10 protein-coding genes are annotated in these 13788 nt (G+C 77.1%); 1 reads left to right on the top strand and 9 read right to left on the bottom strand.

All coding sequences use genetic code 11. From position 1 onward, the window contains the following. The 8 genes from BM048_RS06015 to BM048_RS06050 form a co-directional block, all read right to left on the bottom strand. On the bottom strand, positions 1–1872 hold the full coding sequence (locus BM048_RS06015) for an ABC-F family ATP-binding cassette domain-containing protein (protein WP_090031522.1): 1872 nt from the start codon (positions 1870–1872) through the stop codon (positions 1–3). Between the two features lie 17 nt (positions 1873–1889). Further along, on the bottom strand, positions 1890–2912 hold the full coding sequence (locus BM048_RS06020; RefSeq protein ID WP_090031683.1) for a 4-(cytidine 5'-diphospho)-2-C-methyl-D-erythritol kinase: 1023 nt from the start codon (positions 2910–2912) through the stop codon (positions 1890–1892). Positions 2913–2962: 50 nt separating this feature from the next. Continuing rightward, positions 2963–4132 carry a ribosomal RNA small subunit methyltransferase A gene (locus tag BM048_RS06025; protein ID WP_090031523.1) on the bottom strand — a complete coding sequence of 390 codons (1170 nt, stop codon included), beginning with the start codon at positions 4130–4132 and terminating at the stop codon, positions 2963–2965. Between the two features lie 82 nt (positions 4133–4214). Beyond that, the gene (locus BM048_RS18640; protein ID WP_275407340.1) at positions 4215–5468 is read right to left on the bottom strand and encodes a resuscitation-promoting factor; all 1254 of its coding nucleotides are present in this window, start codon (positions 5466–5468) and stop codon (positions 4215–4217) included. Between the two features lie 315 nt (positions 5469–5783). Continuing rightward, positions 5784–7736: an aggregation-promoting factor C-terminal-like domain-containing protein gene (locus BM048_RS06035; RefSeq protein WP_239078803.1), complete on the bottom strand. Its 1953-nt coding sequence runs from the start codon at positions 7734–7736 to the stop codon at positions 5784–5786. A gap of 177 nt (positions 7737–7913) precedes the next feature. Then, a complete protein-coding gene (locus BM048_RS06040; protein ID WP_090031525.1) occupies positions 7914–8864 on the bottom strand; it encodes a TatD family hydrolase in 951 nt (316 codons plus the stop codon). Continuing rightward, on the bottom strand, positions 8864–10657 hold the full coding sequence (metG, locus tag BM048_RS06045) for a methionine--tRNA ligase (protein ID WP_090031527.1): 1794 nt from the start codon (positions 10655–10657) through the stop codon (positions 8864–8866). The genes BM048_RS06040 and metG overlap by 1 nt, the downstream gene beginning before the upstream one ends. Positions 10658–10869: 212 nt before the next feature. Next, positions 10870–11739, bottom strand: a complete 870-nt coding sequence (locus tag BM048_RS06050) for a DUF559 domain-containing protein (protein ID WP_139224326.1) — start codon at positions 11737–11739, stop codon at positions 10870–10872. Between the two features lie 357 nt (positions 11740–12096). On the opposite strand from BM048_RS06050, the gene BM048_RS06055 reads away from it, so the two are divergent. Then, positions 12097–12690 (top strand): isochorismatase family protein, encoded by a 594-nt coding sequence (locus BM048_RS06055; RefSeq protein ID WP_239078804.1) that lies wholly within the window; start codon positions 12097–12099, stop codon positions 12688–12690. Between the two features lie 63 nt (positions 12691–12753). On the opposite strand, the gene rsmI is transcribed toward BM048_RS06055, so the two are convergent. Further along, positions 12754–13575, bottom strand: a complete 822-nt coding sequence (gene rsmI / locus BM048_RS06060) for a 16S rRNA (cytidine(1402)-2'-O)-methyltransferase (protein ID WP_090031687.1) — start codon at positions 13573–13575, stop codon at positions 12754–12756. Positions 13576–13788: the final 213 nt, after the last annotated feature.

The raw sequence follows: 13788 nt of genomic DNA on the forward strand, positions 1-13788 counted from the left end.
CTAGCCCGCGACCTCCGCGGCCTCCAGCCACGCCTCCTCGAGCTCCGCGCGCTCGGCGGCGAGGGCGCGCAGCTCCTCGTCGAGCGCCAGCACCGCGGCGTGGTCCGTGGCCTGCGCCGCCATCCGCGCGTGCAGGTCCGCCTCGAGCTCGCCGATCCGCGCGAGGCGGCGCTCGATGCGCTGCACCTCCTTGCGGGCGGCACGCACGTCGGCGCCGGACGCGGCGGGGGTGGCGGGCGCGGCCGGCGCGGCGGACCCGGGGGACGTCGCGGCCGCACCGGCCGCGCCCCTCGCTCCCCCGCCGGTGAGGGACGCGGGACCCGTCGCCGGCGCGTCGCCCGCGCCGGCCTCGCGCAGCGCGAGGTACTGCTCCACGCCGCCCGGCAGGTCGCGGACCGTGCCGTCGCCGAGCAGCGCGACCTGGCGGTCGCACACGCGCTCCAGCAGGTACCGGTCGTGGCTGACGACGACGAGCGTGCCCGGCCAGCCGTCGAGCAGGTCCTCCAGCGCCGCGAGCGTGTCGGTGTCGAGGTCGTTCGTCGGCTCGTCGAGCAGGAGCACGTTGGGTTCCCCGACGAGCAGCCGGAGGAGCTGCAGCCGCCGCCGCTCCCCGCCGGACAGGTCCTTCACGGGCGTGCGGGCCCGGTCGCGCGGGAAGCCGAGCCGCTCGACGAGCTGGGCCGCGGTGACCTCCTTGCCGCCGACGACGAGGTGCCGCCGCTCGCGCTCGACCACCTCGACGACGGTCAGGTGCCCGAGCGCGTCGAGGTCCTCCACGTCCTGCCGCAGCTCGGCGGCCACGACCGTCTTCCCGCGCTTCACGCGGCCGGCGGTCGGCGCGACCCGGTCCGCGAGCAGCCCGAGCAGCGTCGTCTTGCCGGCCCCGTTGACGCCGACGACGCCGATGCGGTCCCCCGGGCCCAGGCGCCAGGTGACGCCGTCGAGCAGCGTGCGCGCCGGGCGGGCGTCGCTCTCGTCTCCCCCGCCGACGACGAGCGTCACGTCCTCGAGGTCGAGCACGTCCTTGCCGAGCCGCGCGGTGGCCGTCCGCGCCAGCTCGAGCTGGTCGCGGGGCGGCGGCTCGTCGGCGACGAGGGCGGCGGCGGCGTCGAGCCGGAACTTGGGCTTGGAGGTGCGGGCCGGCGCGCCGCGGCGCAGCCAGGCCAGCTCCTTGCGCAGCACGTTCTGCCGCTTCTCCTCGGCCACGCCGGCCGCCCGCGCCCTCTCGGCGCGCGCGAGGACGTAGGCGGCGTACCCGCCCTCGTAGGGGTCGACGACGCCGTCGTGCACCTCCCACGTGCGGGTGCAGACCGCGTCGAGGAACCAGCGGTCGTGGGTGACGACGACGAGCGCCCCGCCGCGGCCGCCCCGCTCGACGAGGTGCCGCGCGAGCCACGCCACGCCCTCGACGTCGAGGTGGTTCGTCGGCTCGTCGAGGACGAGCACCTCGTCGTCGCGCACGAGCAGCGCGGCCAGCGCGACCCGGCGGCGCTGCCCGCCGGAGAGGGTGGAGACGTCGGCGGCCAGCTCGACGTCGGGCAGCAGCCCGGCGTGCACCGCGCGCACGCCGGCGTCGGAGGCCCACGTGTGCTCGTCGGCGCCGCCGTGCACGACCTCGAGGACGGTCCGGCCGGGCGTGAGGTCGTCGCGCTGGTCGAGCAGGGCGACGCGCGTGGAGCCGGCGCGCGTCACGCGGCCCGCGTCGGGCGCCTGCCGTCCGGTGAGCACCCGCAGCAGGGTCGACTTGCCGGCCCCGTTGGGCCCGACGACGCCGATGCGGGCACCCTCGTCGACCCCGAGGCTGACGCCGTCGAGGAGGGTGCGGGTGCCGAGGGTGAGGGAGACGCGATCCGCGCCGAGGAGGTGAGCCATGTCGGGGGCAGGCTACGTCAGGACGCCGGGCCCTCCGCGCCGCCGACGAGGCGGGCGCCGGCCACGGGACCGGTCGCGGTGAGCACGCGGTCCGCGACGCCCGCCGCAGTGAACGCCGCCGCGAGCACCAGCGCGTGCTGGCGGCTGCGGCCCAGCGCGGCCACGGTCGGGCCCGAGCCGGAGACGACCGCGCCGAGCGCCCCCGTGCGACGGGCGACGTCGAGCGTCTCCGCGAGCGCCGGGTCGAGCGCGACCGCGGCGTCCTGGAGGTCGTTGCGCAGGGCACGGCCGAGGGCGTGCGAGTCGCCCGCGCGCAGGGCCTGCATGAGCGCGAGGTCGTCGTCGTCGGGCACGGGGGGCGCGTGGGTGGTGGCACCGGTGCGTGCGGTGTCGTCGGCGTCGGTGCCGGCGGTCGTCGCGGCGCGCGCGTCGAAGGCGCGGTACACCGCGGCGGTCGCGAGCCCGCGGTCCTGGACGGCGAAGGCCCAGTGGAACTCCCCGCGCGCGAGGGCCGGGGTGAGGACGTCACCGCGGCCGGTGCCCACCGCGGTGTGCCCGACCAGGGAGAACGGGACGTCGGAGCCCAGCTCGGCCGCGACGGCCAGCATGTCCTCGCGGCTCAGCCCGGCGCGCCACAGCGCGTCGCAGGCGACGATCGCCGCCGCCGCGTCGGCCGAGCCGCCCGCCATGCCGCCCGCGACGGGCACGCCCTTGTGCAGGTGCAGGTGGATGCCCTCGTCGATGCCCGTGCGCGCCGCGACCAGCTCGACGGCGCGCAGCGCGAGGTTGGCCGCGTCGGTCGGCACCTGCTCGGCCTGCGGGCCGGAGACGGACAGCGTGCGGTCCGGCGCAGGGGTCGCCACGACCTCCTCGTACACCGACACCGCCTGGAACACGGTCGTCAGGGGGTGGTAGCCGTCGGGCCCCACCGGGCCGACGCGCAGCGACAGGTTGACCTTCCCCGGCGCGCGGACACGCACCTCGGCGGAGCCGGACGGGCCGCGGTCCCCGGACCCCGTCGACCGGCCGACCGTGGCCAGGGGCGTGGGGACGCCGACGAGGTCACGGGGGCGAGGGGCCACGGGGCCACTCAACCATCCCCGGCGGGGCGCGTCCTCGCGAGGACGTCGTCGGCGAGGAGGTCGGCGGGGAGGTCGGCGGGCGGGTCGGCGGAAAGGTCGACGGGGTCCGTCGCGGGCAGGTCGCCGCGGGCGCGCAGGTGCTCGGCGACGCGCGCGTAGGCGGCGACGTCCACCTGCTCGCCGCGGGTGCGGGGGTCGACGCCGGCCGCCTCGAGCGCGGCGGTCGCCGCCTCGGCCGACCCCGCGAGGCCCGCCAGCGCCGAGCGCAGCATCTTGCGGCGCTGCGCGAAGGCGGCGTCGACGACCGCGAAGACCTCCTCGCGGGTCGCGACGGTCGTCGGCGGCCGGCGCCGGTCGAGGCGGACGAGCGCGGAGTAAACGTTCGGCACCGGCCAGAAGACGGCGCGGCCGACGGTCGCGGTGCGGCGCGCGGCCGCCCACCACGCCGTCTTCACCGACGGGACGCCGTACGTGCGGCTGCCCGGCGGGGCCGCGAGCCGGTCCGCGACCTCCGCCTGCACCATGACGAGCGCGCGGTCGAGGCTCGCGAAGCGCTCGAGGAACGTGAGCAGCACCGGCACGGAGACGTTGTACGGCAGATTGGCGACGAGGGCCGTCGGCGCCGGACCGGGCAGTGCGCGCACGGCCAGGGCGTCGGCGCGCACGACCGTCAGGCGCGCGCGACCGGTCGCGTCGACGAGGCGGACGGGTGCGTCGGGGCCTGCCGGGACGCCGTCGGTCGCATCGTCGGGGTCGGCGCCCGCCACGTCGTCGGGCGAGCCGACGGCGGGGCCGTCGTCGGACGAGCCGGCGCCGGGACCCCCGGTCGACGGGGTCAGGCCGGGCACGTGACGCGCGACCGTGCCCGGCAGCAACCGGGCGAGGACCGGGTCGATCTCCACCGCGACGACGTCCGCGCCGGCCTCCAGGAGGCCGAGGGTCAGGGAGCCCAGGCCCGGGCCGACCTCGACGACGGTCTCCCCCGGCCGGACGTCGGCCTGCCGCACGATCTTGCGGACCGTTCCGGCGTCGAGGACGAAGTTCTGGCCGAGGGTCTTCGTCGGCCGGACGCCGGCCCTCGCGGCGAGCTCGCGGATGTCGGCGGGGCCGAGCAGCCGCACGCCGGCGGGGGCGTGCGGCTGCTCGGCCGGCCGGTCGTCCGGCTCCGTCGATCTCATGACCGCGAGCCTAGGCGTCGCGCGTGTCGCGTCCGCGCGACGGCCCTCGTCAGGCGCCGCCGACGAGGGCCTGCCGGGCGCGTCAGGAGAAGAGGCGCGGGCCGCAGTGCGGCCACTGACCGGCGCCGGACCGCTCGTAGAGCGCCTGCGCGCGGGCCGTCTGCTCCGCGGCGGAGGCCTGCGAGGGCAGCCCCGAGCCGCCGACGGCCTGCCAGGTCGCCACGGAGAACTGGTACAGCCCGTGGTACTTCCCGGACGCCGACACGATGGAGGGGTTCCCGCCGGACTCGCAGGCGGCCAGCGCCGCCCAGTTGAGGGAGCCCGTCGAGCCCGAGGACGCCGCCGGGGCGGAGCCGCCGCCGGTGGCCGCGGCGGGCGCCGGCTTCGGCGCGGGCTTGGGCTTCGGCTTGGTGCCGACCGCCACGACCTCGTCGACCGGCGCCTGCGTCACGGAGTCCTGCACCGTGCTGCGGGCCGTCTCCACGCCGTCCACCGTCGTCACGTGCTCGACGAGCGTGCGCACGCCCGGCACGCCGGCCGTGACCACGGCGCGAGTGCCCTCGAGGCGGTCCGGGTCCTCCACGGTCGAGCTGGCGAAGGGCACCTCGCTCGTCGTGGTGACGTCCTGCTCGACGACGCGGACGAGCACGACCTCCACGCGACCGGCGTCGGTGGTCCGCACCCGGACGCGGTCCAGCGGACCCACCTCGAGGCCCAGCCCGGCGAGCGCGGCCGCGGCCGTCGTGGCACCCTCCGGCGCGGGACGCGTGGCGCCGTCCGCGACGACGTCGACGGGCGTGCCCTCCGTGAGCGCCATGCCGACCTCGATGCGCCCGGCCGAGGACCGCGACGCGACGAGCGCACCGGCCTCGCCGCGCGCGGCCATGGCCTCCAGCGCGGCGTCGGCGGTGAGCGCGGTCGTCCACACCGTGCGCGTCGCGCCGTCCTGCTCGACGAGCACCGGCCGGGCGTGCCGGACGACGACCGTCGTCCCGTCCTGCAGGCCGCCCGTCGGCGTGACGGTGTCGCGGGCGCCCGTGGCGACGCCGCGGTCCTCGAGGAGGGCGTCGACGGAGCCGGCGAACGTCGAGACGCGCACCTCCTGGCCGTCCACGTCGAGCGTCACGGTCTTGTGCGCCTGGGCGTACCCGGCGGCGCCGCCGGTGAGGACGAGAGCGGTCACGGCCGCGGCGACCGGCAGGAGGCGACGGGGCCGGGCCGGGGCGGCGCTCGGCTCGGTGCTGGGCTCGGTGCTGGCCTCGGTGCTCGCGCTCGTCGGGAGGGCGGCGTCGGTCGGGGCGGGGCGCGCGGTGCGTCGAAGGGCAGGGAAGGGCACGGGGTTCCTCACGTCGTGCTGCCCGGGCACGAGGGGGACGGCCCCGCTGGGCAGGGCGCTCGGTGGCGGCAGGGAACCGTGGTGCGTGGCTGCCCGGGTGCCGGCGCCCGTGGCGCCCACCGGTCCCGGATCCTCGATCCGGCCGTCTGACCGGGCCCGACGGGCGCGGTCACGCCCTGCCGGGACGTTCCACCGGCCGCAGGCGACGGACGACGGTAACCGACGCGCTCCGACCCTGCCAAGACACGGACGGGTCGACGTGTCCAGCGACACGCCGACCCGTCCGGGGGTCACACCGCAGCTACAGGCCGCGGCTCAGTACCAGCCCTTCGCCTGCGAGTGCGACCACGCACCGCAGGGCGTGCCGTACCGACCCGCGACGTACCCCAGGCCCCAGGTGATCTGCGTGGCCGGGTTCGTGCGCCAGTCGGCACCGGCGGAGGCCATCTTGGAGCCGGGCAGGGCCTGCGGGATGCCGTACGCGCTGGACGAGGGGTTGTCGGCGGTGACGTTCCAGCCGCTCTCCTTCTTCCACAGGGCCACGAGGCAGGAGAACTGGTCCTCGCCCCAGCCGCGGGCGAGCACCATGCCGTGCGCGATCTCCTGCGCGGAGCCGGGGCTGACCGCGGTGACCGCCGGGGCCGATGCGGTGGCACCCCCGGTGGCACCCCCAGCGGCACCCGCGGCGGGCGCGGTCGTGACGACGGGGGCCTTGCGCGTGCCGACGTGCACGACCTCCGTGACGGGCGCGGTGGTGACGGCCGAGGCCAGCGGCGTGCGCGACGTCACGACGCCGCCCACCACCTCGCGCGTGTAGGTGGTCGTGCGGACGCCGGCCTTGCCCCTGGTGACGACCTTCGTCGTCCCCTCGAGCAGGTCCGGGTCCTCCACGCGCTGCGTCTCGAAGGGCACGGCCTCGGTGACCGTCTCGCCGTCCTGCTGCGCGCGGGTGACGACGACGACGAGCCCGTCGACGGTGGGCGCGTCGAGCGGGACGGAGACCACGTCGGCCTCGCCGAGCACCAGGCCCGTGGCTGCGAGGGCCTCGCGCACCGTGGTGGCGCTGCTGGTGGCGTCCAGCACCTGGCCGTCGACCGCGACGCGCACGCTCTTCGGCGTCGAGACGACGAGCGCCTCCCGGCCGAGCGCCGCCGACCGCGAGGCCGACGTGAGCACGTCCTGCCCGCGCAGCCCGAGGTCGTCCAGCGCCTCGTCCACGGTCGCGGCCGTCGTCCGCCAGGTCCGGGTGCGGCCGTCGATCTGCGCCGTGACCTCGCGCGTGTGCTGCAGCACGACGGTGCCGCCGTCGGCGACGGTGGCGTCGAGCGCCGGCGCCAGGAGGTCGCCCTCGCGCACCTCGATGCCGGCCGAGGCCAGCACCGCGGCGACCGTGCGGCCGTAGCCCTCGACCTGCACCGGCACGCCGTCGACCTCGACGGTGACCTCGCGGTGCGCGGTCGTGAAGCCGACCGTGGCGACCGTCACGGCGGCCAGCACGGCGGCCTGCCCGGCCAGACGGCGCCGGTTGCCGGGCCGCACCGCCGTCGCCGCGTGCGCCCGCGTCGCGGCGGCCGCGATCCGGGCCCGCTCGGCGGCGCGTCGGGCGGCCCGCGTCCGCAGGTCAGCCGTCCCCGTGGGGGCGACGGGCACGGCCAGGGGGGAAGCGACGGGCGCGGCGACGGCGCGCGCGGACGGGTGCGGCAGCGAGCGCGCCGGCGCGGCGGGCGCGAGGAGCAGGACCGGCGTCGGCAGGGCCGGCGCTGCCGCACCCGGTGCCTCGGCGGCAGCGACCGTGACGGGCTCGGCGGGAGGGCCGGCGGGAGGGGCGACGGCAGGGCCAGCAGCGGGGCTGCCAGCAGGGCCGACGAGCGCGCCGACGACGGACGCGACCGTGGCCGGCTCGTCCGCGACGTGCCGGCGACGACCGGAGGGACGGTCCGCGGGCCGCGTCCGGACGACCAGGGCGTCGACGGGTCCCGCCGCGTGCCGGCGGCGCCGGCGTTCGCCCGTGCCCGTCCCCGTGCCCGTCCCCGTGCCCGTCGCCACCGACGTGCCGGCGGGCGTGGCCGCCACGACTGGCGTCGGGTCGGAGACCGGTGCGGGACCGGCGGGGGCCGGCAGCATCCCGGCGAGGGTGGGGGCCGCACCGGCGGGGGCGACGAACCAGCTGGGCCGGGCGCCGGGGGCCGTCGTGGCCGCGGTGCCGTCGACCGGACGGGCGGGCCGCGCGTCGGCGCGCGGCGGAGCCACGGGGTCGGTCAGAGTCACAGGACGGGTCCTCACGGGGCGCTCAGGGAGGGACTGGGCTCTGCGACCGTAACCGATCCGTGACCCGGGCCGGAACCCCGGCGACGACCTCTCACCCGCACGGGACAGCGCCGGGGCTGGGGACGGCTCGGTGTCGGCGACGGCCTCAGGCCGGCTGCAGCGTCGCCGCGACGGCCGTCACCAGCCGCCGTAGACCTCCTCGGCCGTCGCGCTGACCTGCGCGCACACCTCGTCGAGCGGCGTGCCGAGCACCGCGGCGACGCCGCGCACCGTCGTCGGGAGCAGGTACGGCGCGTTCGGCCGGCCGCGGTCGGGGGCCGGTGTGAGGTAGGGCGCATCGGTCTCGGCCAGGAGGAGCCGCAGCGGCAGCTCGGCGACGGCGGCCCGCAGGTCGTCGTTGGCCCCGAAGGTGACGGGACCGGCGATGCTCGCGTACCACCCCTCGGCCGCGCAGACGCGCGCCAGCCCGGGCCCGCCGGAGAAGCAGTGGAAGACCGTGCGCTCGGGCGCGCCGTCGCGGCGCAGGACGTCGACGACCTCGTCGTGCGCGTCCCGGTCGTGGATCTGCAGGGCGAGGCCCAGCTCCTTGGCCAGGGCGACGTGGGCGCGGAAGGCTTCGCGCTGCACCTCGCGGCCGCGGGGGCCGGCGCGGAAGTGGTCCAGGCCCGTCTCGCCGATGGCCCGGATCCGCGGGTTGGCGCGGGCCAGGTCGGCGATGCGCGCGACCGCCTCGTCGAGCGGGACCGCGTGGCGCTCCTGCGGGTCCGGGTCGAGGCCGTCCGGCGCGACCTCGTGGACACCGGCGTGCAGCACGGCCTCGTTGGGGTGGATCGCCACCGCGCCGAGCAGGGCGGGGTGGGCGCGCACGGCGGCGTCGGTCCAGGCGGCGGCGTCGAGGTCGCAGCCGACCTGCACCATGCGGTCGACGCCCGCGGCGGCGGCGCGCGCCAGGTGCTCCTCGAGCGTCGGCGGCCCACCCGCGACCGGCGCACCCTCGTCGTCCCGGCGCCAGCCGTCCGCCTCCCACGCCAGCACGGACTCGAGGTGCGTGTGGTCGTCGACGACCGGGACCGGCAGCGGCTCGGGCGACCGCGGCCAGCCCCGGTCCCTCGACCGGGAGCGCGCCATCAGCGGGCCTGGTAGCGGGCCAGCTCCTCCTCGACGATGCCGTCGTCGAGCTTGGTGAACACGGGCGTCGGCTTGGCCACCGGCGTGCCGGGGACCACCGGGCGCGAGCGCCATGGGGCCACCGTCTCCCCGAGCCGGTAGTCGCCGGTGATGACCGGGTAGGACCGGCTCTCGTCGTCGAGGTCCGTGACCTCCTCGAGCCGCGGCATGGGCGAGAAGGTGCCGGTGCCGCCCATCGTCTCGTGCACGCGCTGCGCGGAGTGCGGCAGGAACGGCGCGAGCAGGGTGTTGGCGTCGCTGACGGCCTGGGACGCGGTGTGCAGGACGGTGCCGAGCCGCTCCCGGTCGGTCGTGAGCTTCCACGGCTCGGTCTCCGAGACGTAGCGGTTCGCCTCCTGCACGACGCGCATGGCCTCCGCGATGGCGGCCCGGTGCCGGTGCGTGCGGACGAGCTCGCCGACGCGGTCGAACGCCGCGCCGGTCTGCGCGAGCAGGGCCTCGTCGACGGGCTGGAGCGCGGCGGGCGCGGGGATCTCCCCGAAGTTCTTGGCGACCATGCTGGCCGTGCGGTTGACGAGGTTGCCCCACCCGGCGACGAGCTCGTCGTTCGTCCGGCGCAGGAAGTCCGCCCACGTGAAGTCGGCGTCCTGGTTCTCCGGGCCGGCGGTCGCGATGAAGTAGCGCAGCGCGTCGGGCTGGTAGCGGGCGAGCATGTCGCGGACGTAGATGACGATGCCGCGGCTGGAGGCGAACTTCTTGCCCTCCATCGTGAGGAACTCGCTGGAGACGACCTCCGTCGGCAGCTGCAGCTCCCCGTACGGGCCCGGGGTGCCGCCCTTGTCGCCGCGGCCGTCGTACCCCATGAGCTCGGCGGGCCAGATCTGGCTGTGGAACGTGATGTTGTCCTTGCCCATGAAGTAGTAGCTCAGGGCCTCGGGGTCGTTCCAGAACGGGCGCCACGCGTCGTCGTCGCCGGTGCGCCGTGCCCACTCGATCGACGCGGACAGGTACCCGATGACCGCGTCGAACCACACGTACAGGCGCTTGGACGGGTTGTCCTCCCAGCCCTCGAGCGGCACCGGGATGCCCCAGTCGATGTCGCGGGTCATGGCGCGCGGGCGCATGTCGTCGACGAGGTTGAGGGAGAAGTTCAGCACGTTGGGCCGCCACCCCTGCCGCCCCTTGAGCCACGTCTCGAGCGCGCCGGCGAACGCCGGCAGGTCGAGGAAGAAGTGCTGGCTCTCGACGAACTTCGGCACCTCGCCGTTGATGCGGCTGCGGGGGTTCTTGAGGTCGATGGCGTCGAGCTGGTTGCCGCAGTTGTCGCACTGGTCGCCGCGCGCGCCGTCGTAGCCGCAGATGGGGCAGGTGCCCTCGATGTAGCGGTCGGGCAGGGTGCGGCCCGTGCTGGGCGAGATGGCGCCCATGGTCGTCTGCTCGACCATGTAGCCGTTGCGGTGCACGGTCCGGAACATCTCCTGGACCACGGCGTAGTGGTTGCGCGTCGTGGTGCGCGTGAACAGGTCGTACGTCAGCCCGAGCTGGGAGAGGTCCTCCGCGATGACGCGGTTGTACCGGTCCGCCAGCGCCTGCGGGCTCAGCCCCTCCTGCTCGGCCTGCACCAGGATGGGCGTCCCGTGCTCGTCCGTGCCGGAGACCATGAGCACCTCGTGCCCCGCCATCCGCATGTACCGGGAGAACACGTCCGAGGGGACGCCGAACCCGGCGACGTGACCGATGTGGCGGGGGCCGTTCGCGTAGGGCCACGCGACGGCGGACAGGATGCGGGCCATGCGGCGATCCTAGGCGCGCCCACCCCACCCTCCGCCCCCTCCAGCCTGCACGTCCGCCCCGCTGCTGCCGCCACCTCCTCAGCAGCGCGCGCCGGCATGGCGACCCGGTGCGGAGCGGACGCGCGGATCCTCATGACCGCGGCGTGTCCCCCGCGACACGCCGCCTCGCCCGCCGCACTCCGCACCGAGCCGCCACGTCCTGCCCGCGGGGGTCACCGGCGGGCCAGCCACGCGGTGTGGGCGAGCACCTCGGCCACCAGCGCCTGCGTGCCGTGGACCGCCTCGTCGAAGGTGTAGCGCAGCACGATGAGCCCCTGGGCGCGGGCGGCCCGGTCCCGCCGGCGGTCCTCCGCGAAGGCCCGGCGGTCGGAGTGGAAGGCGTACCCGTCGACCTCCACCACGACGCACCCCTCGACGAGCAGGTCCACCCGGCCGACGCCGGGGACCTTCGCCTGCGGCTGCACGCGCAGGCCCGCAGCCGCCAGGGCCAGCCGGACGAACGTCTCGGGCAGGGAGCCGGCCGACCCGTCGACCAGCGCCAGCACGTCGTCCACGGGGCGCCGGCTTCGGACCGGTCGTGCCGCGAGGACCTCGGCGCGGCTCACGAGGCGCAGGCGCAGCGCCGCGTCGACCGCCGCGACGGCCTCCCTCTGCGGCAGGCAGGCCACCGCGTGCACGAGGGCGACGGCCGGCGCCACGTGCGGCACGCCGTCGGCGTCCCCCGCGACCGGGGACCTCGCCGACGTCGACGCCCAGTGCAGGGCGACACCGGACCTCGCTCCTCGTCGCGAGCCACGGTGGGGAGCGAGCTCCACGTGCGGGACGAGCGTCCGGGACAGGAGCGGCACCCCTGAGGCCGCCAGCACCGTCAGACAGGTCAGCCTTCCACCCAACGCCCGGGCCGCGACCACCTCCCGGGCGGCGTCGGGCAGCGCGTACAGCCCCCTGCCGACCCGTCGCACGGCACCCGCCGCCGCAGCAGCAGCCAGCGCGCGCTCGCCGGTGCGGCCGCGGACGAGGTCAGCGGTGCGGGCGCACCCGCCGCGCTCGGCGAGCCGTGCCAGCAGGTCGTCCGTGCTCACGGGGTCGACCCTCGTCGCGTCCGCCGGGCCCACCACCGCCGACGGGGTCGGCCTGTGGACGATCCGAGCGGGGCAGAGACGGGGGACGGCTCGATGCCGCTCGAGAACCGCACGGCGCAGGGGCGAGGGCGGAGGCGAGGGCCGGGCCTCCGACGGTGCGACGCGCGCAGTCGGGCTGGCGGGTCGGTGCGGAGCGGAGAAAGACAGAGCCGACCCTGCGGCGTGTCAGCGGCGTGTCGGCGCCTTCAGAACGCACTCCGCATCCAGCCGCCACCGCCGCTCGCCTTCGGGCGAGGGACGAACCTGCAGACGGGCCGGCGGACGAGCGAGGGGCGGGTGGGGGCAGGCAGGATGGGGGTGAGGAGAGGAGGCGTCGTGCGGGCGCTGGTGGTGGTGGACGTGCAGCCGACGTTCTGCGAGGGCGGGGCGCTCGCGGTGCAGGGTGGGAACGCGGTGGCAGAGGCGATCGCGCGGTACGCCGCCGCGCACCGGGACCGGTACGGGCTGGTGGTGACGACGCAGGACTGGCACGTGGACCCGGGGGCGCACTTCTCGGCGACGCCGGACTACGTCGACACCTGGCCGCCGCACGGCGTGGCCGGCACGGCGGAGGCCGAGCTGCACCCCGCGCTGGCCGACCTGGCGCCCGACGCCTCGGTCCGCAAGGGCGCCTACGCCGCCGCCTACTCGGGCTTCGAGGGCGTGGACGACGAGGGCCGCCCGCTCGCCGACCTCCTGCGGCACGCCGGGGTCACCGACGTCGACGTCGTCGGCATCGCCGAGTCGCACTGCGTCCGCTCGACGGCCCTCGACGCGCTCGCCCTCGGCCTGCGCACCCGCGTGCTCACGGACCTCACCGTGCCGGTCACGCCCGAGCAGGGCGAGGCGGCCCGCGCCGCGATGGCCGGCGCCGGCGCACAGCTCGTGACCTCGGCGGACCTGGCGTCCTGACCGGCTGTCCCGTCCCGTCGGCCGCGGCCTCACCCAGCGGACGTCGTACGGGCGGGCGTGGCGTCAGCGCGCCCGAGCCGCGAGGGCGGCGGCGTAGAGGTCGCGCTTCGGCACGCCCGCGGTGACCGCGACGTCGGCGACGGCGTCCTTGAGCCGCTCCCCGCCGTCGGCGCGCGCGAGCACCTCGGCGACGAGGTCCGTCGTGCTGGCCGGGGCCGGCACGGGCGCCCCGCCGACGACGAGGACGACCTCGCCCCGCACGCCGTCCGCCGCCCAGGCCGCGAGCTCGGCCAACGGTCCCCGCACGACCTCCTCGTACGTCTTCGTCAGCTCCCGGCACACGGCCGCCGGACGCTCCGGCCCGAACGCCTCGACGAGCGCGAGCAGCACGTCGTGCGTCCGGTGCGGGGCCTCGAAGAGCACGATCGTCCGGCGCTCGGACGCCAGCGCCGCCAGCGCCCGGGCACGCTCGCCCGGCCGGCGCGGCAGGAAGCCCTCGAAGCAGAAGCGGTCCGTCGGCAGCCCCGACAGCGCGAGCGCGGTCAGCACCGCGCTCGGTCCCGGCGCCGCCGTGACCGGCAGGTCCGCGGCGACGGCCGCCGTCACGACGCGGTAGCCGGGGTCCGACACCGCCGGCATCCCCGCGTCCGTGACGACGAGGACCGTCCCGCCGCCGGCCACCACGTCGAGGAGCTCGGCGGCGCGGTCGCCCTCGTTGTGCTCGTGGTGGCTGACGAGGCGGCCGCCGATGGTCACGCCCAGCCGCGCCGCCAGGGCCCGCGTGCGCCGCGTGTCCTCCGCCGCCACCACGTCGGCCTCGGCCAGCAGCCGTCGCAGCCGTCCGGAGGCGTCCTCCGCGTTGCCGATGGGCGTGGCGGCGAGCACGAGGGCACCCCGGCCGTCGCGGCCGGGGACGACGAGGTCGTCGTCCCCCGCGTCGTCGGGATCGGCGTGGAGGTCGTTGCGGAGGTCACTGCCGAGGTCACCACCGACGTCGGTCTCGAGGTCGGCGGCGACGCCGGTGTCGAGGTCGGCGGCGACGCCGGTGTCGAGGTCGGCATCGCGCTCGTCGTCGTCGGGCCTCACCCCCGCAGCCTG

The sequence above is a fragment of the Cellulomonas marina genome, from assembly GCF_900111925.1.
GTDB lineage: Bacteria > Actinomycetota > Actinomycetes > Actinomycetales > Cellulomonadaceae > Cellulomonas > Cellulomonas marina.

What these genes read in the sequence shown, in the direction of transcription:
- metG (WP_090031527.1), bottom strand. Translation starts at nt 10,657, where the DNA reads ATGGCCCGCATCCTGTCCGCCGTCGCGTGGCCCTACGCGAACGGCCCC.
- BM048_RS06015 (WP_090031522.1), bottom strand. Translation starts at nt 1,872, where the DNA reads ATGGCTCACCTCCTCGGCGCGGATCGCGTCTCCCTCACCCTCGGCACC.
- BM048_RS06025 (WP_090031523.1), bottom strand. Translation starts at nt 4,132, where the DNA reads ATGAGATCGACGGAGCCGGACGACCGGCCGGCCGAGCAGCCGCACGCC.
- BM048_RS06040 (WP_090031525.1), bottom strand. Translation starts at nt 8,864, where the DNA reads ATGGCGCGCTCCCGGTCGAGGGACCGGGGCTGGCCGCGGTCGCCCGAG.